At 56.2% G+C, this 20,325-nt stretch carries 22 protein-coding genes; 20 read left to right on the top strand and 2 right to left on the bottom strand.

The window, feature by feature from the left end; all coding sequences use genetic code 11:
- Positions 1 to 148 precede the first annotated feature (148 nt).
- On the bottom strand, positions 149 to 1,351 hold the full coding sequence (locus A3OW_RS25120) for an FG-GAP repeat domain-containing protein (protein ID WP_020564216.1): 1,203 nt from the start codon (positions 1,349 to 1,351) through the stop codon (positions 149 to 151).
- A gap of 381 nt (positions 1,352 to 1,732) precedes the next feature.
- Positions 1,733 to 2,071: a TraR/DksA family transcriptional regulator gene (locus A3OW_RS0114735; RefSeq protein ID WP_026223624.1), complete on the bottom strand. Its 339-nt coding sequence runs from the start codon at positions 2,069 to 2,071 to the stop codon at positions 1,733 to 1,735.
- 117 nt (positions 2,072 to 2,188) lie between these two features.
- On the opposite strand from A3OW_RS0114735, the gene A3OW_RS0114730 reads away from it, so the two are divergent.
- The 20 genes from A3OW_RS0114730 to A3OW_RS27910 all read left to right on the top strand — a co-directional run bounded on the left by A3OW_RS0114730 (position 2,189) and on the right by A3OW_RS27910 (position 20,316).
- Positions 2,189 to 3,094, top strand: a complete 906-nt coding sequence (locus A3OW_RS0114730; RefSeq protein ID WP_020564214.1) for an AAA family ATPase — start codon at positions 2,189 to 2,191, stop codon at positions 3,092 to 3,094.
- Positions 3,091 to 4,038, top strand: coding sequence for a DUF58 domain-containing protein (locus A3OW_RS0114725; RefSeq protein ID WP_020564213.1), 948 nt, complete (start codon positions 3,091 to 3,093; stop codon positions 4,036 to 4,038). Before A3OW_RS0114730 ends, A3OW_RS0114725 begins: the two co-directional genes overlap by 4 nt.
- Positions 4,039 to 4,210: 172 nt before the next feature.
- Positions 4,211 to 6,127, top strand: a complete 1,917-nt coding sequence (locus A3OW_RS0114720) for a hypothetical protein (protein WP_020564212.1) — start codon at positions 4,211 to 4,213, stop codon at positions 6,125 to 6,127.
- A gap of 206 nt (positions 6,128 to 6,333) precedes the next feature.
- Entirely contained in the window at positions 6,334 to 6,780 is a 447-nt protein-coding gene (gene aroQ, locus A3OW_RS0114715; protein ID WP_020564211.1) for a type II 3-dehydroquinate dehydratase, read from the top strand.
- Positions 6,781 to 6,783: 3 nt separating this feature from the next.
- Positions 6,784 to 7,230: an acetyl-CoA carboxylase biotin carboxyl carrier protein gene (accB, locus tag A3OW_RS0114710; RefSeq protein WP_020564210.1), complete on the top strand. Its 447-nt coding sequence runs from the start codon at positions 6,784 to 6,786 to the stop codon at positions 7,228 to 7,230.
- 20 nt (positions 7,231 to 7,250) lie between these two features.
- Positions 7,251 to 8,594: an acetyl-CoA carboxylase biotin carboxylase subunit gene (accC, locus tag A3OW_RS0114705; protein WP_020564209.1), complete on the top strand. Its 1,344-nt coding sequence runs from the start codon at positions 7,251 to 7,253 to the stop codon at positions 8,592 to 8,594.
- Positions 8,595 to 8,655: 61 nt separating this feature from the next.
- Positions 8,656 to 9,543 carry a 50S ribosomal protein L11 methyltransferase gene (gene prmA / locus A3OW_RS0114700; protein WP_020564208.1) on the top strand — a complete coding sequence of 296 codons (888 nt, stop codon included), beginning with the start codon at positions 8,656 to 8,658 and terminating at the stop codon, positions 9,541 to 9,543.
- Entirely contained in the window at positions 9,540 to 10,202 is a 663-nt protein-coding gene (locus tag A3OW_RS0114695) for a zinc-ribbon and DUF3426 domain-containing protein (RefSeq protein WP_020564207.1), read from the top strand. The genes prmA and A3OW_RS0114695 overlap by 4 nt, the downstream gene beginning before the upstream one ends.
- A 3-nt stretch (positions 10,203 to 10,205) precedes the next feature.
- Positions 10,206 to 11,402 (top strand): class I SAM-dependent rRNA methyltransferase, encoded by a 1,197-nt coding sequence (locus A3OW_RS0114690; RefSeq protein ID WP_020564206.1) that lies wholly within the window; start codon positions 10,206 to 10,208, stop codon positions 11,400 to 11,402.
- An 18-nt stretch (positions 11,403 to 11,420) separates the two neighbouring features.
- Complete coding sequence (locus A3OW_RS27205) at positions 11,421 to 11,621, top strand: heavy metal translocating P-type ATPase metal-binding domain-containing protein (RefSeq protein ID WP_083918218.1); 201 nt, start codon at positions 11,421 to 11,423, stop codon at positions 11,619 to 11,621.
- Entirely contained in the window at positions 11,618 to 12,199 is a 582-nt protein-coding gene (locus A3OW_RS0114685) for a hypothetical protein (protein WP_020564205.1), read from the top strand. Before A3OW_RS27205 ends, A3OW_RS0114685 begins: the two co-directional genes overlap by 4 nt.
- A 72-nt stretch (positions 12,200 to 12,271) precedes the next feature.
- Positions 12,272 to 13,240, top strand: coding sequence for a tRNA dihydrouridine synthase DusB (dusB, locus tag A3OW_RS0114680; protein ID WP_020564204.1), 969 nt, complete (start codon positions 12,272 to 12,274; stop codon positions 13,238 to 13,240).
- Positions 13,241 to 13,257: 17 nt separating this feature from the next.
- Positions 13,258 to 13,587: a helix-turn-helix domain-containing protein gene (locus tag A3OW_RS0114675; protein WP_026223622.1), complete on the top strand. Its 330-nt coding sequence runs from the start codon at positions 13,258 to 13,260 to the stop codon at positions 13,585 to 13,587.
- A 62-nt stretch (positions 13,588 to 13,649) separates the two neighbouring features.
- Positions 13,650 to 15,209, top strand: a complete 1,560-nt coding sequence (gene purH, locus A3OW_RS0114670) for a bifunctional phosphoribosylaminoimidazolecarboxamide formyltransferase/IMP cyclohydrolase (RefSeq protein WP_020564202.1) — start codon at positions 13,650 to 13,652, stop codon at positions 15,207 to 15,209.
- 81 nt (positions 15,210 to 15,290) lie between these two features.
- On the top strand, positions 15,291 to 16,580 hold the full coding sequence (gene purD, locus A3OW_RS0114665) for a phosphoribosylamine--glycine ligase (RefSeq protein WP_020564201.1): 1,290 nt from the start codon (positions 15,291 to 15,293) through the stop codon (positions 16,578 to 16,580).
- A 227-nt stretch (positions 16,581 to 16,807) separates the two neighbouring features.
- Positions 16,808 to 17,356 (top strand): glycoside hydrolase family 19 protein, encoded by a 549-nt coding sequence (locus tag A3OW_RS0114660; RefSeq protein WP_198291324.1) that lies wholly within the window; start codon positions 16,808 to 16,810, stop codon positions 17,354 to 17,356.
- Between the two features lie 73 nt (positions 17,357 to 17,429).
- The gene (locus tag A3OW_RS0114655) at positions 17,430 to 18,140 is read left to right on the top strand and encodes a hypothetical protein (protein ID WP_020564199.1); all 711 of its coding nucleotides are present in this window, start codon (positions 17,430 to 17,432) and stop codon (positions 18,138 to 18,140) included.
- Between the two features lie 1,041 nt (positions 18,141 to 19,181).
- Positions 19,182 to 19,559 carry a helix-turn-helix domain-containing protein gene (locus tag A3OW_RS26030; protein ID WP_157385908.1) on the top strand — a complete coding sequence of 126 codons (378 nt, stop codon included), beginning with the start codon at positions 19,182 to 19,184 and terminating at the stop codon, positions 19,557 to 19,559.
- A gap of 98 nt (positions 19,560 to 19,657) precedes the next feature.
- Positions 19,658 to 19,822, top strand: a complete 165-nt coding sequence (locus A3OW_RS27915) for a hypothetical protein (RefSeq protein ID WP_157385907.1) — start codon at positions 19,658 to 19,660, stop codon at positions 19,820 to 19,822.
- 281 nt (positions 19,823 to 20,103) lie between these two features.
- Positions 20,104 to 20,316: a hypothetical protein gene (locus tag A3OW_RS27910; protein WP_157385906.1), complete on the top strand. Its 213-nt coding sequence runs from the start codon at positions 20,104 to 20,106 to the stop codon at positions 20,314 to 20,316.
- Positions 20,317 to 20,325: the final 9 nt, after the last annotated feature.

Raw genomic sequence — 20,325 nt, 5'->3', positions numbered from 1 at the left:
AATGTCAACACGATAGGATGGGCCGAGGAGCGAAGCCCATCCTATCGATGCGATGGGCTTTCGCCGTCAGCCCGTCCTCTAAGCCTGATAGGTGACGGGTGAGAATTTTTTGGCCTATTGGCATGGACAGGCTAGCCCCCGTTATTCTTCATAATAAATAATAATAAACGAAGAACGATACAGGATACCATCCAGACGAGGGAAGCGCGGTGCTGTATTTTACCAAGGAGTATCGGCTGATCAGCCCCTTTCTGAATTGCCACGCTAAGGTCTGCCCATTATAGGTATTAAACCAGAATACGTCTGTGGTGCCATCGCCGTTGAAGTCGCCAAAATCTGCGATTATCCAGTCAGGCCAGTCGGATCCCTGTGATGTGGGGCCGTACTCCTTGTATTGGACATTCTCCCCATCGATCAGCCACGCCGAGGTCTTTCCGGTATTGAGATTATACCAGAATACGTCTGTGTTGCCATCGCCGTTGAAATCGCCGAAACCTGCGATACGCCAGCCGGATGAGTCTGGCACGGTACCGTACTCCGTATATTGGATGACCTGTCCTCCATCGATTAGCCACGCCGAAGTCGCTCCGGTATTGTAGTTATACCAGAATACGTCGGTGTTGCCATCGCCGTTGAAGTCGCCCACACCCCAGATTTCCCAGAAGGATGAGTCTGGCACGGTACCGTATTGCGTGTATTGGATGACCTGTCCTCCATCGATTAGCCACGCCGAAGTCGCTCCGGTTTTGTAGTTATACCAGAATACGTCGGTGTTGCCATCGCCGTTGAAGTCGCCAAAACCTTTGATCGACCAGTCATCGGACACAGCTTCGTACTCCGTGTATTGGATGACTTGTCCCCCATCGATTAGCCATGCCGAGGTCGCTCCGGTATAGAGATTATACCAGAATACGTCTGTGTTGCCATCGCCGTTGAAGTCGCCGAAACCTACGATATACCAGCCGGATGAGTCTGGCACGGTACCGTATTGCGTGTATTGGATGACCTGTCCTCCATCGATTAGCCACGCCGAAGTCGCTCCGGTATTGTAGTTATACCAGAATACGTCTGTGTTGCCATCGCCGTTGAAGTCGCCAGCACCCCAGATTTCCCAGCCGGATGAGTCTGGCACGGTACCGTACTGCGTGTATTGGACGTTCTTCCCATCGATTAGCCACGCCGAGGTCTCTCCGGTCAAGGAATTTCGCCAGAATACGTCCGATTTGCCGTCGCCGTTAAAATCGAGCTTTTCGGCATTCGCGGTCAACGGCTTCATCATGACAAAAAAACTTATAATGACAGTGATTGCGTAAACCGACAGATTGAGCGTGAATGGATTTTTAGTTTTCATTTTCAGTTGCCTCCCGTGGGTTGATCAAACCTTGCACAAGGATGTGAAGGATCCCGCTGCCAGAATGACAGCCTAAACAACTAACAAATAGTATCCAGGGCTTTATATACGCTTAACTTGATTCGACCGCAAGCGAAAAATCAAAGTAAGAGAGAACTGAATTGACCAAGCTGGGTGACTTACATGAATGCATGATAATAAGGATAGGGTAACGCTTCCCAGGCGCCCTTGTCAGCCGATCCGGTCAGGATCGACACGGCCTGTCGATGCCGGATTTACCCGAACGAATTTTCGAAGTCGTCGGATAAAGTCCAGGTTTTTACCGATGGTCATCTCGCCGATGACTTGTCTTCAGGCAACAGCGGCCGGATGCGCCGCCTGTCAGCATCCGGATTGAGTGGCGCATTTGATGCACAGATTGGAGTAGGGCAGGGCTTTCAGGCGTTCTTTCGCGATCGGTTCGCCGCAGCTCAGGCAGATTCCGTAATCGCCGCGATCGATCCGGGCGATCGCCAGCTTGATCTTTTCGATTTCGGTGCGGGTGGCGTTTCCTAAGTAGTCCAGAACTTCGTCGTTTTCCGTTTGCGTCGCCTTTTCTTCGGAATCTTTCGCCAGCGGCTCGTCGGCATGCTTCACGTCGTCGGTGATGCGGGCCAGGCGGTCATTCAGGTCTTCCAGCATTTCAATCAAGTTGCCGCGTATCTCTTCATATTCTTTCACAATCGTACCTGCTCCGGTCATGGTTTGAGGTGCACCGGTTCCCTAAGCTTGCTCTATAATTGGAGCGAACATTCCCTTAATCGTGCTCCCTGTAAGTTAGGCATCCTATCATTCCCTATGCAAAATGCAATAAACCGTCTATTGGACTCGGCCAACCGGGTCATACTCGGCAAACAGCGTCAAATCCGCCTTGCCTTGTGCTGTCTTCTGGCGCGGGGCCATCTGCTGATCGAAGACATTCCGGGCGTCGGCAAAACCACGCTGGCGCACACGCTGGCGCGGCTTCTGGGGCTGGATTACCAACGAATCCAGTTTACCAGCGATTTGTTGCCGGCCGATATTCTGGGCTCTTCCGTATTCGACCCCAAGCAGCATCAATTTACTTTCCATCCGGGGCCTATTTTTAATCAGATGATTCTGGCCGACGAGATCAACCGGTCGACGCCCAAAGCGCAAAGCGCGCTGCTGGAAGCGATGGAAGAGCGCCAGGTGACCATCGAAGGCAAGACCTATCCGCTGCCGCGGCCTTTTTTCGTGATCGCCACCCAGAATCCGTCACATCAGATCGGTACGTTTCCTTTGCCCGAATCGCAATTGGACCGCTTCCTGATGCGGATCGAATTGGGCTATCCCGATCCCGAAGCGGAAAGGCGGTTGCTGACCGGTCAAAACCGGCAGCATTTGATCGATTCCCTGACGGTGGCGCTGGCGCCGGAGCTGCTGGGACGGATGCAGGAAGCGGTGACCCAGGTCCATGCTTCCGAGGCTTTGCTGGATTATTGCCAGGCGATCATCCGTTATACCCGCGAATCCCCCGACTGCCCGGCCGGCCTTTCGCCGCGGGGCGGACTGGCTCTGCTGAGGGCGGCCAGAGCCTGGGCCTTCATGGACGGGCGCAATGCCGTGATTCCGGAAGACCTGCAAGCCGTTCTGGCGGCCGTCGCGGGCCACCGGATCCGTTCGGGCGGCGGCAACGCCGAAGCGGCGGTCGCTCCCATTCTCGCTAAAGTGCCGGTCCTTTGACTCTTTCTTCGTTCAAGAGCTTTTTCCGGAAGAGCCGGTTTTTTCTGGTCGAGCCTGCCGGCGAGGCCCCCGTCACGCTGGATCACCGGGTCATCTTTATTTTTCCGACTGTCCGGGGGGCGGGATTTGCGTTTTTATTGTTCATACTGCTTTTGGTGGCGTTCGTTTATAACAACAATCTGGTCTATTTGTTGACCTTTTGGCTGGCCAGTATTTTTTTTATCAGCATCTTGCATTGCTACCATTCGCTGGCCGGCCTGATCCTGGAGAAAGGCTCCGCCCGGCCTGTTTTCGCCGGAGAGCCGCTCAATTTTAGCCTCTATGTCACCAACCCGGCCTCGACGGAGCGTCCGAATCTGGTGGTCGGCAAGCAGAGGCCCGAACCGCTGATGATTCAACCGAACAGTAAAACGCGCGTCGCCGTTCCTTTGCCGACGCACACCCGGGGCTGGCATGAAGCCGGTACGATCACGATTTCCAGCACGTACCCCCTGGGACTTTTCCGCTCGTGGGCGCATATCCGGTTTGACATGAAGGCGCTGGTGTATCCGAAGCCTTCGGCGCTGCGGCTGCCATTTCCCGAAGCGGCATCGGACGGCCCTGATCAGCAAGGAGCGGGACCAAAAGGCGACGAAGATTTCTACGGCTTCCGGGAATATCAGGCCGGGGATTCCGGACGGCGCATTCACTGGAAAGCATTCGCCAAAGGTCAGGGGCTGCTGAGCAAACAGTACGGCGTCGAAAGCCCGGCGCAAATCTGGCTGAAATATGAAGAAGCGCCGGGGCAGGACGTCGAACAGCGCTTGAGCCGGTTGTGCCGCTGGGTCATCGATGCCGACGAGGCCGGTATCGCCTATGGCTTGTCGTTGCCCGGACTGCATCTGGGGCCCGATTGCGGCGAGCGGCACCGGCAAAAATGCCTGGAGGCCCTGGCGCTGTTTTAGCGAGGTCTCGGCCGGATCGATTTTTGCTCGCCGTGAGAAAAAGCTTGTCAAAACTTAGTCGCACCCTTTGGCAAATAACCGTTAAAATAGGCGGATTACATTTCTCGGCAGCGCTCGATGACGGTTTTTCCGGCTTTAGCGCCGTTTGCTTCAAGTACCCTTCAGGTTAATCATGTTGTTTCGTTCTATTTCCGCTTTTCCTTTCTTTTTATTGTCGGGCCTTTTGCTCAGCGGTTGCGCGGGCAGCCGGCAGCTTGCCATCGATCACCCCGAATACAAGCCGCAGCCGTTTCAACCCCTGCCCGGCTTCAAAAGCATCGATGGCGATGATTATTATGTCCGTCTCATTTCCGAATTCGATTATCGGGGCGACGACATATTAAAAAGCGGCTGTAACGAAAGAGCGCCTTCCTATGAAAAAAAGGACTCCTCGGCAGCCTTAATCTATAACGTCCGGAACGACAGCCTGAAGTTCCAGGGGGAGGCGGCCGGTTTTCTGTATCAGGCCGCGGCAGGAAAATGCAACTTCACCTTCGATGCCAAAAAACTGTATCTGACTCCGTGGATTCGTCTGGATACGGGAAGACAGACCCAGGTCGATTACAGTTTTTATACCAATGCCCACAGCGATCTGGACGTCTCGGCTCTGGTGGGTGACGTCAATGCCGCCGGCGGTTTGCTGGCGCTGACCGGCGCCGGCATGGGCGTGGCGATGATGGGCCAGATGGCCGGCCATTGGGTCGAAAGCAGCCAAAAGGCACAGCCCGTGCCGGCCGAGCCGCCGGCCGCCAGACGCAGTTCGGAGTCCCATTCCCTGTCGGCGCTGGCGTCCTATGCCGGATCGGCCGGAACACTGAAACAGGCCGTCTTCAACGTGTATGAAGTCGTCGAAGGAGGCCTCGGCATTTCAGGTCCCGAGACCCAACAGATCGGCGAATTAAAGATTTACCCGGAGACGACCGCCACGCTGCTGCTGAAAACGTCGAGCGACGGCACGCCCGACGCGCGCGATCTGTCGCTGGAAGAGCTGCTCGATGCGCCGATCAAATCGGCAACGGGCGACATTTCCCTGCAACAGTTGATCGAGCAATCGAAGCAGACGTCGAGGCCCAATTTAAAACCGGACTGGAGCCAATACGCCGAAGTCGAAAGCCAGTGCCGGAACTTAAAGAGGGTCATGAAGGATTTGGGTTTCAACAAGTTCGACCGCAACGCGCTGCTTTATTATTTTCTTGCGAAGAGCCCCGACTGGAAAAACTTCAATATCGGCCGCCAGAAAGCCCTGAACGAAGAGCTTTCCCAGAAAATCATCAAGTCCTTTCGCAGCAGGGATTTCGGCAATTGCCTGACGGAAGACGATTATGTCGTGATGAAGGCGATGGCCTTGCCGATCAATACGGCGGCGGATTGGGATCAGCTCGGCCAATCGAGCGAGAAAAGGGAACAATGGCTGACGCCGCTCAAGTCGATTGAAAGGCAATGGCTGGCCGTGTTGAAAAACACCAACGTCACCGAAATGGAGCGGCAGTTGTATCCTCTCCTGACGACGGCCCAAAAGGGCGACGGCACCGTATTGCTGCAGAATCATCTGGGGAACTTCGGCCTGGAAAAACTGTTGAATCCGCCGACTCCAATTCCGGCTCCGGCACAGGAAGGCGCTGCGAACGGGGCCGCTTCCGAGGAAAAAACGGCGGTTTCTGAGGCGGTCAAAGACGTGCCCGAAGCGGCCAAACCCCCGGCAGTCCCGGCGGCGGTGACCGAAATTCCGGGAGAAGGGCTGATCGTAAACGCGCGCCAGTTGGCTCAGGCGTTATCGGGCTTGATGATCGACGAACTGAGTTGCGCCCGCCCCGTCCCGAGACAGTCGAGCGACAACCCGGCCGGCAATGTCGGCATTCTGTTGTTTACCACCCAAGCCGGGAGCCCCAGGGACAAAGGCGGCGCGATGGAGTTCGAGTTTGTCGGCGGCAAAATTACCCGTATTGCCTTCCAGCTTCCCACTTACCGGGATTTCGCGCAGGACGTTCTGGATCGTCCCGAAGTGGGCGGCTGCCGGATCGATGCTTCTTTTTTGTCCGGATTGTCTTGATCGGCGCAGAAAACGCGCGCGCCCGGCCGTGCGGAAGGGGAGCTTCGGTACTCCCCACGGGCGGCCTATCGGGCAGAAACTGCTCCTAAACGCCGGACTTCTTCCGCGATCTGGCAAGAAAAATAGAATATCTGGACAATACTTTTCAATTTAGGCAAAATTACCGCCCTAAAATTGCATCATTAGAAGGGTTTTTAAAAAAGCGAATGGCGACGATTATCGTATTGAATGGACCGAATTTGAATTTATTGGGTATCCGCGAACCTGGCCACTACGGTAACAAGACGCTGACAGACATCAGGCAATCCCTGGAAAAAATGGCCGGGGAGCTGAATCACTGCCTTCATTTCCATCAAAACAACGCAGAGCACGAAATCGTCGAGTTGATCCATCAGGCTTATCACGACCGGGCCGACTTCATCATCATCAATCCGGCGGCTTTCACCCATACCAGCGTCGCCGTTCGCGACGCCTTGCTGGCGACAAAAATTCCTTTTATCGAGGTTCATTTATCGAACGTGCATGCGCGCGAACCTTTTAGAAAACATTCCTATTTTTCGGATATCGCCAAAGGCGTTATTTGCGGATTAGGTGCAACGGGATACGAACTGGCCTTACAGGCCGCTCATCAGATATTAGCCGAGAGACCATAACCCATGGATATTAGAAAAATAAAAAAACTCATAGAGATCATCGAAGAATCGGACATTGCCGAGTTGGAGATTAAGGAAGGAGAAGAAGCCATCCGTATCAGCCGTTATTCAAGCGCCGCGGCGCCCGTCGTCTATGCTTCGGCGCCGGCGCCCGCCCCGTCGGCCGCGCCGATGGCCGCGCCGTCTGCCGCGACCCCGGCCGAGGAGAAGATTAGCGGTCACGTGGTCAAGTCGCCGATGGTGGGAACGTTTTACCGGTCCGCCTCACCCGGCGCCAAAGTGTTCACCGACGTCGGTCAAAAAGTTCAGGTCGGCGATACCTTGTGCATCATCGAAGCGATGAAGATCCTCAATCAGATCGAGGCGGACAAAAGCGGCATCGTGACCAAAATTATGGTCGAAAACGGCCAGCCGGTCGAATACGGCCAACCCTTGTTCATCATTGAATAAACTAACCGGGCGAGGGATTCATGTTTGACAAGATCGTGATCGCCAATCGGGGCGAAATTGCTTTACGTATTTTACGGGCCTGCCGCGAGTTGGGCGTCAAGGTCGTGGCCGTGCATTCGGAGGCGGACCGCAATCTGAAACATGTGCGCCTGGCCGATGAATCGGTCTGCATCGGACCGGCGCCGTCGGCCGACAGCTATCTGAACATTCCTGCCATCATTAGCGCGGCGGAAGTCACCGACGCCGAGGCCATCCATCCGGGCTACGGCTTTTTGTCGGAAAATGCCGATTTTTCCGAAAAAGTGAAACAGAGCGGTTTCGTTTTCATCGGTCCGAATGCCGACACCATCCGTATGATGGGCGATAAAATTTCCGCCAAAAAAGCCATGCAGGCGGCAGGTATTCCCTGCGTGCCGGGCAATGGCGACCCATTGAGCGACAATCCGGAAAAAAACCTGAAGCTGGCCGCGGAAATCGGTTATCCGGTGATCATCAAGGCGGCTGGCGGCGGCGGCGGCCGGGGCATGCGCACGGTCCATACCGAAGCGGCTTTGCTGAGCGCGATCGAGATGACCAAGGCCGAAGCCGGTAGCGCTTTCGGCAACGCCACGGTCTATATGGAAAAGTTTCTGGAAAATCCGCGCCATATCGAATTTCAGGTGATGGCCGATGCGCACGGCAACGCCATCCATCTGGGCGAGCGCGACTGCTCGATGCAGCGCCGCCATCAGAAAGTGGTGGAAGAAGCGCCGGCTCCGGGTATCACCGAAGAGCAGCGCAAGCTCATGGGCGAGCGTTGCGCGAAAGCCTGTCTCGACATCGGCTATCTGGGCGCGGGTACCTTCGAATTTCTTTATGAAAACGGGGAATTCTACTTTATCGAAATGAACACCCGCGTCCAGGTCGAACATCCGGTCACCGAGATGGTCACCGGTTTCGACATCGTCAAGGAACAACTTAGGATTGCCGCCGGCGAGCCTTTGTCGATCACCCAGGACCAGGTCGTCATGCGCGGCCATGCGATCGAATGCCGCCTGAACGCCGAAGATCCGAAGACGTTCATGCCGTGTCCCGGCACGATCGAGCAGTTCCATATGCCGGGCGGGCCGGGCATCCGCTGCGAAACGCATATTTACAATGGGTACAAGGTGCCGCCTTATTACGACTCGATGATCGGCAAGCTGATCGCGCACGGCGAGAATCGCGCCAGTGCGATTGCCCGAATGAACACGGCGTTAAGCGAAATCATCATCGACGGCATCAAAACCAATATTCCGCTGCAGCATGACATCATGAACGACAGCGCGTTCGCGGCCGGAGGCCAGAACATCCATTACCTGGAAAAGAAACTCGGCCTGAGCTGAGGCTTTTTGCAAACAGGGTGACGTCCTCACCCTGTACTGGCACCCTCTGAAAATTCATCTTATGACCTGGCATCAAATTTCCGTCATTACCGATAAAGACACCGCGCCCGCGCTGGCCGACCTGCTCAGCGATCTGGGTGCGGTGTCGGTTACCTACATGGATGCCGAGGACGAGCCGGTGTACGAGCCCGGCATCGGAGAAACGGTCATCTGGAGCCATACGGAAGTGATTGCGCTGTTCGAAATCGATGCCGAGCCCGATCTGATCGCTGCCGCGGCACGCGCGAAATACCGGCCGGAGCTCCTGCGCGAATGGCGCCATGAGCGGATTGAGGATCAGCCATGGGAGCGGGCCTGGATGGAGCATTACCATCCGATGAAATTTGCCGAAAGGCTCTGGGTCTGCCCTACCGGCCAGGAGCAGGCCGAGCCCGGCACCGTGTGCCTGACTCTCGACCCCGGCCTTGCTTTCGGCACCGGCACCCATCCGACCACGGCTTTGTGCCTCGAATGGCTGGCCGGCCACGACCTGACCGGTAAAACCCTGATCGATTACGGCTGCGGTTCGGGCATTCTGGCGGTCGCCGGCATCCTCCTGGGCGCCCGGTCGGCTTACGCGGTGGACATCGATCCCCAGGCCCTGACCGCCACCGAAAGCAATGCCGTCAAGAACAACGTGCAGGATAAGATCCACTGTTTTTTGCCGGAACAATTGCCGGCGCTTCAGGCCGACGTCGTCCTGGCCAATATTCTGGCCAAGCCGTTGTGCGAGTTGAGCGACAGGATTTGCGCCTTGCTCGCGCCGGGAGGGCAGTTGATTCTGTCCGGCATCCTCAAGGAGCAGTCCGCGTCGGTCGTTGACGCCTACCGGAACGCCGTGCGCTTCCAGGCGCCGGTGCAGCAGGAAGACTGGATCTTACTGGCGGGCACCCGAAGCCGAGCCCGATGATCACGCGCTGCCCCGAATGCCGGCAACCGCTCGCGGTGACCGTAGCGCAACTGCGCGATAATCGGGGCATGGTGCGCTGCGAACAGTGCGCCTGCCTGTTCGATGCCTTGCCGTTCATCAGCGAAGGCGATGAGAAGGCCGCCGGCGCGGACTTGCACATTCCTAACGAGCCGTTGCCTTGGGAGACCGGCAAACGGCCCGTTTCCCGCTACTGGACGATCGGAGCGATTTTCGGGATGCTGCTGCTGACGGGGCAGTTTTTTTATTTCGAAGGGGCGTCGCTGCTGCAAAAACCGTCTGTTCGCGGTTGGGCCGAAACCCTGTGCGGGCACTTGAGCTGCAAGCTGCCGGTCTACCGCAATCTGGACGATTTCGAGATATTGCACCGGTCGTTCGAGTCGTTGCCCGACGGCCATTATATTTTCAAGATCGTGTTCAGCAATCAGGCGGCGTTCCGGCAGAATTATCCGAATCTGAAGCTGACCTTGCTCGATTTTGCCGGAAACCCCGTGGCTCGCCGGGTGTTTCTTCCGCCGGATTATCTGGCCGGTTCGTCGGAGGAAAAATGGATGGCGGCGAACAAGACGGCGGAAATCAGCCTCAACATCGCCGCTCCGCAAACGAAAGTCGGCGGTTACGATTTCGAATTGACCTATTGACCCATGTCCTATCCCGAAATTTTTTTAAAAAAGAACGAAGACAAGCGTTTGCGCCTTGGGCATTTGTGGGTGTTCAGCAACGAAGTCGACACGCAGCGTTCCCCGCTCGACCGTTTCCGCGCGGGCGAACTCGTCCAATTGACCGGGCATGACGGCAAAGCGCTCGGCACCGCCTACGTCAACCCCAACGCCCTGATCTGCGCGAGATTGCTGTCAAGAAAAGCCAATCTCAAGGTCGGCACTCATTTCTTCAAGGAACGGCTGGCTACGGCCTTGACGCTGCGGGAAAAGCTCTTCGATCGACCGTTTTACCGTCTGGTTTTCGGTGAAAGCGACGGCTTGCCGGGCGTGGTCATCGACCGGTTCGGGACGGTGTTTTCGGTGCAGATTACCACCGCCGGCATCGAACAACGCAAGGACGTCCTGGTCTCCGCCCTGACCGAATTGTTCGATCCCGAGGCCGTCGTGCTGAAAAACGATACCGGACATCGGCAACTGGAGGGTTTGGGCATGGAATCCGAAATCGTTTACGGCAGACTGCCCGAGCCTCTGATCATCGAAGAAAACGGCGCCCGCTTCAAAATCGACGTCCTGGGCGGCCAGAAAACCGGCTGGTTTTACGACCATCGCGACAGCCGCAAGCGGGTGGCCCGGCTTGCGCAAGGGCGGCGCGTGCTGGACCTGTTCTCGTATACCGGCGCCTGGGGCGTTCCGGCGGCGATGGCGGGAGCGCTCGAAGTCACCTGCGTCGACGGGTCGGAAGCGGCCCTCGGACTGGCGGAGGAGAATGCCGGACTCAACGGCGTTGGGCCGAGCATGCGTTTCGTTCATGAGGACGTGTTTGAATTTCTGAAACGGGCGCGCCGGGAAAACCAACTGTTCGATCTTGTCGTACTGGACCCTCCCGCGCTGATCAAGCGCAAGAAAGATTTCAAACAGGGTTACGAAGCCTATCGGCGGCTGAACCATCTGGCTTTGCAGGTGCTGGCGAAAAACGGCGTACTGGTCTCGGCATCGTGTTCCTTTCATCTGGGCCGGGACCACCTTCACGAATTGCTGCGTTCTTCGGGACGGCACATCGACCGCCATCTGGTCTTTTTTGCCAGCGGCGGCCAGGGGGGGGACCATCCGGTCGATCCGGCCATCCCGGAGACCGAGTATTTGAAGACGTTTTTTTGTGCGGTTTCATCGAGTTTATAAAGTCATTGAGGCATCTTGATGGCCAATGTAGAATACCAATCCCCTTGCGCTCTTTGCGGCCAACTTGTCGAGATTGAAGGATTTACGTTACAAGGGCCACAAGGCGAACTGAAGTTTTGCTGCGCCGGTTGCCAGAGCATTTATCAGCTCCTGTACGAAAGCGAAACCACGCCAACAACCAACCACCCATCACAAAAAGAGGAGGAAAGAAAAAAATGAAAGCATGCGAATCGTGTTCCGTCCGGGCTGAAATCGGCAAACATCACAAACAGGTTCCGGTCTGGCGGAGAGCGATCGGTCTGGTTTTCGTTTATCTGCCGATCCTGACGCTGCCTTTCGTCTTCATCAGCGCCTATTTGAGCTATTATCATTTACGGCTGATCGGCGGAAAAAACATCAAGACCCTGTCCGATTTTCTTCCGGACCGTGCCAGCCACCGTTACAATCTGAAAAACCAGATCACCATGGACGGCTCTTTCAAGTTGAGCCTGTCCCAATCCAAATTGTATTGGATATTGAACTGCACCTGGTATTGCCCGGTCAGCGTGGCCGTGTTCGAGTGGCACGCGTACATGGTCAAAATCATCGAAAACTGGTGGTGTCCTTTTGCTCACGAGAAGAAACCGGGCTACAGCAATGCGCCCATCGATCAATCTTTCTGGCATATTTATCCGGAAGACAGAGTCAAGCTCGCTCCGGAAGATCTGAACAATCCGATCTGGAACGATTCGGTTAAACCGGCCGAGCCGGTGGCGCCGGTTGAGCCCGCCAAGGCGGTCGAGCCGGCCGAATCCTGACGTTTCCGTGAACCTCGGGATGACTAAAACAAACGGATAGTCGACGTTTTCAGGAATTTTTGCATAAAGTTCATGCAAATCGGCCCTTATACATTGGCTAACAATCTGATTCTGGCGCCGATGGCGGGAATCACCGACCGCCCGTTCCGGGAACTGTGCAAACAGTTCGGCGCGGAGCTGGCCGTTTCGGAAATGGTGGCGTCCAACCCGGCTTTGCGGGGGCACGGCAGAACGTTACTGAAAGCCGATCATAGCGGCGAGGTCGGCCTGCGCTCGGTGCAGATCGTCGGGACCGATCCCCGACACATGGCCGAGGCCGCCCGGTTTAATGCCGGGCGGGGGGCTCATCTGATCGACATCAATATGGGCTGCCCGGCCAAAAAAGTCTGTTCGGTGGCCGCCGGCTCGGCTCTGTTAAGGAACGAGAAACTGGTCGGCGACATCCTGGAGGCGGTGGTCGCCGCCGTCGACGTCCCGGTCACGCTGAAAATACGCACCGGCTGGAATCTAGAGAATCGTAATGCGGTGGCCATAGCGCACATCGCCGAAAACGCCGGCATTGCCGCGCTGACCGTTCATGGGCGTACCCGGGCCTGCAAATTCAACGGCCAGGCCGAGTATGAAACCATTAAGAAAGTGAAAGAGTCGGTCCGAATTCCGGTGATCGCCAACGGCGATATCGATTCCCCGGAAAAAGCCCGGTACGTGCTGGCCGAAACCGGAGCCGACGCCGTCATGATCGGGCGGGCCGCCTGCGGCAATCCCTGGTTGTTCGGCCAGATCGATCGTTTTCTCAACCATGGAATAAAAGCCGAAAAGCCGTCTCTTGCGGTTTTCCGCGATACGATCGCGAATCATCTGGAAAAGCTATATATTTTTTACGGTAATGCAATTGGTGTTAAAATGGCCAGAAAACACATAGGCTGGTACTTCGGACCTTACGCCTCGATCGGCCAGGATATTCGAAACCGCATCAATCAAGCTTCCATTCCATCCCAACAAATAATGCTGGTGCATTCGGCATTGGATCTTTTAACATGAAAGTGCTGGAATTTAATATGGAAACATCTAATAAAAGCGCTGTAATCATCAATCTGGAACGTAGGGAAATGGAATCGGCCGAGCTGGCGGATGCCGATCCGGACCATAAAAGTGCCACAGCCGTTCCGTTATCGGCCTATGTTCGGCAGGCGATCGATCTTTATTTTGCGCAGTTGAAGGACAGCGAAGCCGAGGGGCTTCATGCCATGGTCATCAGTGCGGTGGAAAAACCCTTGCTGGAGGCCACCTTGACTTACTCCGGCCATAACCAGACCAAGGCCGCCAAGGCGCTCGGGCTAAGCCGCAGCACCTTGCGTAAAAAACTGGAGCAGTACGGCCTCTCTTAAGGCGCGGTGACGATGCCGCCGCGGTTTCTTCCTGTGTTCCTCTTTCATTCACTCAAGATTACATGAATAAAAAAGTTGCTCGCGCTCTGGTCAGCGTTTCAGATAAAACCGGTATTGTCGATTTTTGCCGCGAACTCGATCGGCTCGGCATCGCTATCCTGTCCACCGGCGGTACCGCCGTAACGCTGATTCAACAGGGCATTCCGGTGACCGAGGTGGCCGACTATACCGGCTTTCCGGAGATGATGGACGGGCGGGTCAAAACGCTGCATCCGAAAATTCATGGCGGCATTTTAGGCCGGCGCGGCGTGGACGACGAAGTCATGGCGGCCAACGGCATCCAGCCGATCGACATGGTCGTGGTCAATCTTTACCCGTTCGAACAGACCGTCGGCAAAGCCGATTGCGACCTGGCCACTGCCATTGAAAACATCGATATCGGCGGTCCCACGATGATCCGTGCCGCCGCGAAAAATTACCAGGACGTGGCGGTCGTCGTCAATGCCGGCGATTACGCGGGCATTCTGGACGAATTGAAAAACAACCAGAACATGCTCAGCCGGGAAACCCGCTTCAAACTGGCCCTGACCGGCTTCGAACATACCGCCCGTTACGATACGGCCATCGCCACGTATCTGGCCAATCTGCGGCAAGACCGGTTTCCGGAGACGCTCAATCTGCAATTCTACCGTAAACAGCTCATGCGTTACGGCGAAAATCCCCATCAAAGCGCCGCTTTTTATCTGGAAAAGAACCCGAAATCCGGCACGATCGCGGCGGCCGCCCAGTTGCAGGGCAAAGAGTTGTCTTACAATAACTTGGTCGATGCCGATGCCGCACTGGAATGCGTCAAATCCCTTCGCGGCAAGCCCGCCTGCGTCATCGTCAAACACGCCAACCCCTGCGGCGCGGCCGAGTCCGACAACCTGCTCGACGCCTACGACAAGGCATACGCGACCGATCCGACGTCGGCTTTCGGCGGCATCATCGCCTTTAACCGCGAACTGGACGAAGCTACAGCCGCGGCGATCATCCAGCGGCAATTCGTGGAAGTCATCATCGCCCCCGCCGTCAGCGCCGGGGCGCAGGCCGCGCTGGCCGCCAAACAGAACATTCGCGTGCTGGCTTGCGGCGCCTGGCAATACGACAAGGAAGGGGCTTTCGATTACAAACGCGTCGCCGGCGGATTTCTGGTTCAGGACAGCGACTGCGAGGACGTCGGCATCAACGACATCAAGGTCGTTACCCGGCGAGCCCCGACGCCGCAGGAGCTGGTGGATTTGTTCTTTGCCTGGAAAATCGCCAAATTCGTCAAATCCAATGCGATCGTTTATTGTAAAAACAGCCGGACCGTCGGCATCGGCGCCGGCCAGATGAGCCGGGTTTATTCCGCTAAAATCGCCGGCATCAAGGCCGCCGACGAAGGTCTGGCCGTGCCGGGATCGGTGATGGCCTCCGATGCTTTCTTTCCGTTCCGGGACGGCGTTGATGCCGCCGCGGAAGCCGGCATCTCGGCGATCATTCAGCCGGGCGGCTCGATGCGCGACAACGAAGTGATTGCCGCCGCCGATGAGCATGACATCGCCATGGTCTTTACCGGCATGCGGCATTTTCGTCATTGATCTTTCCGCGCGGTTCGGGAAGACGGCCGATCCTATGGCTGTCTCCCGCCTCGCGCCTTCAACCTGATTCGAGATTTCATCATGAATATTCTTATCGTTGGCAGCGGCGGCCGCGAGCATGCCCTGGCCTGGAAAGTCAGACAATCCCCCAGAGCCGAAAAAGTCTTTGTCGCGCCGGGCAATGCCGGCACGGCACTGGAAAAAGGAATCGAAAACGTCGCCATCGCGGCCGACGATATTGCCGGGCTGCTGGAATTTGCCGAGCGGGAAAACATCGGTCTGACCATCGTCGGTCCCGAAGTGCCTCTGGTGCTGGGCATCGTCGACCGTTTTCAACAGGCGGGATTGCGCTGCTTCGGCCCCGTCGCCAAGGCCGCGCAACTGGAAGGCTCGAAAAGCTTCTGCAAGGATTTCATGATGCGGCACCGCATTCCGACGGCCGAATACCGGACCTTTGCCGATACGGAGCCGGCCATCGACTACATTCGGCAACAAGGCGCTCCGATCGTCGTCAAAGCCGACGGCCTGGCGGCCGGCAAAGGCGTGATCGTGGCGCAAAGCATTGAGGAAGCAATTGCCGCGGTGGAGGACATGTTGTCGGGCAACCGTTTCGGCGAGGCCGGCAGCCGGGTCGTCATCGAAGAATTCTTGGCCGGCGAAGAAGCCAGCTTCATCGTCATGGCGGACGGCAAGCACGCGCTGGCGATGGCCACGTCCCAGGACCACAAGGCCCGCGACGACGGCGACCGGGGTCCCAATACCGGCGGCATGGGCGCGTATTCGCCGGCGCCGGTGGTCTCCCCGGACATTCATCGGCGCGTGCTGCGGGAAGTTATCGAGCCGACTCTGAAGGGCATGGCCGAAGACGGTCTGCCTTACGTCGGATTCCTGTACGCAGGCCTGATGATCGGCCGCGACAACTCGGTCAAAGTACTCGAATACAACTGCCGTTTCGGCGATCCTGAAACCCAGCCGATCATGTTGCGGCTGAAAAGCGATCTGGTCGAACTGTGCGAAGCGGCCCTGGACGGGCGGCTCGACGAAGCGGTCAGCGAGTGGGACGAGCGGCCGGCGCTGGGCGTGGTCATGGCCGCGGGCGGCTATCCCGACGCCTACGAGAAAGGCGCGGTCATAACCGGCTTGCCTACATCTACAGAAGAATCGACTGACAACAAAGTATTCCACGCCGGCACCTCGCTTTCTCCGAGCGGCGATATCGTCACCTCCGGCGGCCGCGTCCTGTGTGTGTGCGCCCTCGGCAACGATATTCGGGAGGCCCAGGCCCAAGCTTACCGGCGGGTGAATGCCATTCGCTGGGACAAGGTCTATTACCGCACCGACATCGGCTTCAAGGCGATCAAGGCTCAATAGCAGGCCAACGTCATCGATATTGACGGCGAGGATGACCTCGTTCCGTTGGGCATCTTCTTGAAAAGGCCTGCGAGGCTTACTAAAACCTCGCTGGCTTTTTCTTTTGCTCTCCAATCGGCAAGCCGGTGCTAAACTTGACCTTTGATAAGGGCTGAGAAGAACGGCCGAACCGGCGAGTCCGAAATAGATCAAAAAGACATTACGTGGACGTACAAGGAGATGCCTTCGTGGTAACTGTCGATATTTTGCTGCAGATCATGCCCAACTTGAAAAGATCGGTAGGCGAGAATTATTTTCCGTTTCTGGCGCAGGCCATGGTGGAGTTCGAAATCATTAATCCCTTGCGGGAAGCCGCCTTTCTGGCGCAAATCGCGCACGAATCGGGCGAATTCCGGTTCCTGGAAGAAATCTGGGGTCCGACCCCGGCGCAAAGAAATTACGAACCGCCCTCCCGGAAAGCCCGTGAACTGGGTAACGTAGCGCCGGGAGACGGCAAACGGTACAAGGGGCGCGGGCCGATCCAGATTACCGGGCGGGGAAATTACCAATTATTCGGCCAAATGCTCAACCTGGACCTGGTCAACGAGCCCGACCGGGCGGCGGATCCCGAGGTGGCTTTTCGGATCGCCGGCGCTTTTTGGAAGTCGCGCGGACTGAATGAGCTGGCCGACCGGCAGGAGTTCGAAAGGATTACAAGGCGGATTAACGGCGGCCTGACCGGCATCGAGGAGCGCCGCCAATTTTACAAGAGAGCTCGATCCTTATGCGCCTCGTAATATTATCGGATCCAAAGCGGTTTGAACGCCTCCCTGAGCCACCGGTGGTTACCCGAACCCCGTCCCTGTCGTTATGAACCGCGACTTCTTCTATGGATTCCTGCTGTCGGCCGTATTGCTTTACGGCAATACGGCCGCCGCGGCATCGTCCGGTCCTGCGATCGACGAATCCTGGATTCCGATCGAGAGCGCGCGGCCGGCCGATTTTGTGCCGGCCGGATGGTCGATCGAGGAGTCTCTTCAACAGGATCTCAACGGCGACGGCAAAACCGACGCCGTGCTGGAACTGATCGAAACGTTGCCGCACGGGACCGAAGAAGAAACGCCTCCGGAGCGGACGCGCGCATTGGCCGTATTGCTGCAAACGCCGGTGGGCGGCTACCGGCGAATCGCCCTGGCCGGGCGACTGCTCCGATGCACCGCCTGCTTCGGCGCGCTGGCCGGACCCGAAGGCGGCGGAGCCGAAATCAAAGTGGTCAAAGGCGTGATCGTCGTCGAGGAAACGTGGGGATCGAGAGAAACTGTGACGACCCGGCTCCGCTTCCGCTACGACGCCGCCTCGGGCCGCATCGTCCTGATCGGCGAGGACATCGAGACATTCGACCGCGCAACCGGAGCCGGGCGGCGCGAAAGCCGCAATTGTCTGACCGGCGTCCAACTGACCGAAACGCTTCGCTACGATCCAAAGCGGGATCGCCTGGTCGCCGTGAGCGCGAAAAAGCGGCGGATACCCAAGGTAAAGCGGTTTATTGACGAGATCGATTATCGGTCTTACGAACGATAACAAGGACAAGCTTTTCGGAAAGAGCCTTTTGGGCTGAAAGCGGTCGAATGAAGTGTAATAGCTCAAACTCGACCTGGCACTTTTAGTCACAATCAGTTCATATTCCGAAAGGCCGTCATCGACCCACATCAGTCAGTCGCCTAGATATGTTAGAATGTCTCCTTGTCGGCCAAAAGCGGACGGTAGCAACTATTCTTGTTTTCTGTAAGGAACTTCAATTTACTAAGCGCCTCTTAAGAAGTTCGCATGTAGTAGAGTGGTCCATCATTAGTAAACAAGGCATCCCATCCTGCTATTTTTATCAGAACTGTAAATAATCAGGTGGGTCTTGACAATTATGCCTTAACTCTCGGAGGCATAGATAAAAAGGAGCATATGTGTCTACGCTAGTGATGTTAATTGATTTTGATAATGTAGAGCCTAACCTTAAAAGTGCAGGTGCTGTGGGTTTAGCAAAAACGCTAATACCTGTTATACCCTCGTCTGTTCTAGATCGCCATAATTCGATTCAGGCTCGCCTTTATGGGGGTTGGCGTAATCAAGGCACTCTGACAACATCCGCCCAAAGGCTAGTTCCTGATATTAGAGTAGGCTCACCAACGGTGGTCGGTAATCCGAACCCTGGTCAGAATAATCCTTTACGCCTGAAAGTGGAATTGGCTGACGGCCCAATGGGCTGCGTTACTCCCTTGCAAGAGACTCTTGTTCGTGATCGGGGACTACGTAAGTTTCGGACCCGTTCACTACCCTGGTCAAACTGCGTTGATCCCAGTGCAAATTGCGGTCTGTCTCAATATTATTCGTTGTCGCACGTCACCAGTTGCTCCACGATGGGTTGTTCTTGTCGCGTGGACGACATACTAGTTCGCGATGAACAAAAGATGGTGGATACCCTGATCGTGGCTGATATTGCTCACCAAGCATTAGTGCAACGAGCGTCTGACATAGTGGTAGTAGTCAGTCAATTTAAATCAAAAGGATATATTGGGCTTGTAAGTCACTCTATAGTGGCATTGATGGTTACTGATTGAGGTCAAGCCAATGCCAGCTCTTAAATACAAAGTCAATCTGACTGAAGACGAAAAGCGTGGCTTGGAAGCCATGATCAACAAAGGAAAAGCCGCGGCACGCCATCTGACACGCGCGCGAATTTTATTAAAAGCGGCAGCGGGTATTCAGGATAAAGACATTATCCAAGCTTTGGGTGTCTCGGAATCAATGGTGTTGACGACGCGCCAACGGTGTGTGGAAGAAGGCCCGGAAGCCGCCCTGAAAGAACGCCCCCGTCCAGGACGGTGCCCCAAAACTGACGGAGAAGCAGGCCGCCCCATATTATCGCCTTGGCTTGTAGTGAGGCGCCGACAGGGCATGATCACTGGACCTTGCGGGTTGTGTTGGCGGACAAAGTGGTGGAATTAGGCGTATGCCGACCGTTGCAGCTATGAAACCATCCGTCAGCTTTTAAAAAAACACTCTCAAACCCTGGCAGAAGCAAGAGTGGTGCATTCCCGAGGTGAGTGGCTGAATTTGTCGCGGCGATGGAAGACGTGCTGGACCTTTATGAAGAACCCTACGGATCCGTTGCGCCCGGTTGTGTGTTTCGACGAAAGTCCGAAGCAACTCATTGCGGAGAGTCCGCCAACCTCTCCCGCCTGGAGCCGGTCAACCCGGCCGCGCTATGACACCGGCTATGAACGGAAAAGGCGTCTGCGATTTGGATGATGATCTGCGAACCTAAACGCGGTTTTCGGCAGGTGGACATCACCGCGCGGCGGACCAAAAATCGAATTCGCGCACAGCATGAAGCATATCGCTGAACTTTATCCGGACGCGCGCGGTGATCCGGGTGGTGCTGGACAATCTGAAATACCCATAAAATGGCGCCTTCTTTGTAGAAGCCTTTCCAGGCAGAGCAAGCCCGTGAATTGGCGCGACGGCTGGGAGTTCACTACACCGCCCAAGCATGGCAGTTGCGCTAAACATCGCTGAGATCGAACTGGCCGTCTTGTCGAACATGTGTTTATCACAGCGGATACCGGACACAGAGAGCCTCCGGCGTGAGGTCGAAGCCAATATCCTACCGCGCAACACCAAGGCGACGCCCGTCAATTGGCGATTTACGACGCAACAGGCACGACGTAAACTGGCTCGCCTGTATCCTTGTGTTTCTTCGTGACTGACTACT

It is taken from the genome of Methylosarcina fibrata AML-C10 (assembly GCF_000372865.1).
GTDB lineage: Bacteria > Pseudomonadota > Gammaproteobacteria > Methylococcales > Methylomonadaceae > Methylosarcina > Methylosarcina fibrata.
The sequence above is the reverse complement of the archived record's forward strand: the minus strand, read 5'-3'. Positions and strand labels throughout refer to the sequence as shown.

What these genes read in the sequence shown, in the direction of transcription:
- aroQ (WP_020564211.1), top strand. Translation starts at nt 6,334, where the DNA reads ATGGCGACGATTATCGTATTGAATGGACCGAATTTGAATTTATTGGGT.
- prmA (WP_020564208.1), top strand. Translation starts at nt 8,656, where the DNA reads ATGACCTGGCATCAAATTTCCGTCATTACCGATAAAGACACCGCGCCC.
- A3OW_RS0114675 (WP_026223622.1), top strand. Translation starts at nt 13,258, where the DNA reads ATGGAAACATCTAATAAAAGCGCTGTAATCATCAATCTGGAACGTAGG.
- A3OW_RS25120 (WP_020564216.1), bottom strand. Translation starts at nt 1,351, where the DNA reads ATGAAAACTAAAAATCCATTCACGCTCAATCTGTCGGTTTACGCAATC.
- A3OW_RS0114690 (WP_020564206.1), top strand. Translation starts at nt 10,206, where the DNA reads ATGTCCTATCCCGAAATTTTTTTAAAAAAGAACGAAGACAAGCGTTTG.
- A3OW_RS0114695 (WP_020564207.1), top strand. Translation starts at nt 9,540, where the DNA reads ATGATCACGCGCTGCCCCGAATGCCGGCAACCGCTCGCGGTGACCGTA.
- A3OW_RS0114730 (WP_020564214.1), top strand. Translation starts at nt 2,189, where the DNA reads ATGCAAAATGCAATAAACCGTCTATTGGACTCGGCCAACCGGGTCATA.
- accB (WP_020564210.1), top strand. Translation starts at nt 6,784, where the DNA reads ATGGATATTAGAAAAATAAAAAAACTCATAGAGATCATCGAAGAATCG.
- A3OW_RS0114720 (WP_020564212.1), top strand. Translation starts at nt 4,211, where the DNA reads ATGTTGTTTCGTTCTATTTCCGCTTTTCCTTTCTTTTTATTGTCGGGC.
- accC (WP_020564209.1), top strand. Translation starts at nt 7,251, where the DNA reads ATGTTTGACAAGATCGTGATCGCCAATCGGGGCGAAATTGCTTTACGT.
- purH (WP_020564202.1), top strand. Translation starts at nt 13,650, where the DNA reads ATGAATAAAAAAGTTGCTCGCGCTCTGGTCAGCGTTTCAGATAAAACC.
- dusB (WP_020564204.1), top strand. Translation starts at nt 12,272, where the DNA reads ATGCAAATCGGCCCTTATACATTGGCTAACAATCTGATTCTGGCGCCG.
- purD (WP_020564201.1), top strand. Translation starts at nt 15,291, where the DNA reads ATGAATATTCTTATCGTTGGCAGCGGCGGCCGCGAGCATGCCCTGGCC.
- A3OW_RS27205 (WP_083918218.1), top strand. Translation starts at nt 11,421, where the DNA reads ATGGCCAATGTAGAATACCAATCCCCTTGCGCTCTTTGCGGCCAACTT.
- A3OW_RS26030 (WP_157385908.1), top strand. Translation starts at nt 19,182, where the DNA reads ATGCCAGCTCTTAAATACAAAGTCAATCTGACTGAAGACGAAAAGCGT.
- A3OW_RS0114685 (WP_020564205.1), top strand. Translation starts at nt 11,618, where the DNA reads ATGAAAGCATGCGAATCGTGTTCCGTCCGGGCTGAAATCGGCAAACAT.
- A3OW_RS0114655 (WP_020564199.1), top strand. Translation starts at nt 17,430, where the DNA reads ATGAACCGCGACTTCTTCTATGGATTCCTGCTGTCGGCCGTATTGCTT.
- A3OW_RS27910 (WP_157385906.1), top strand. Translation starts at nt 20,104, where the DNA reads ATGGCAGTTGCGCTAAACATCGCTGAGATCGAACTGGCCGTCTTGTCG.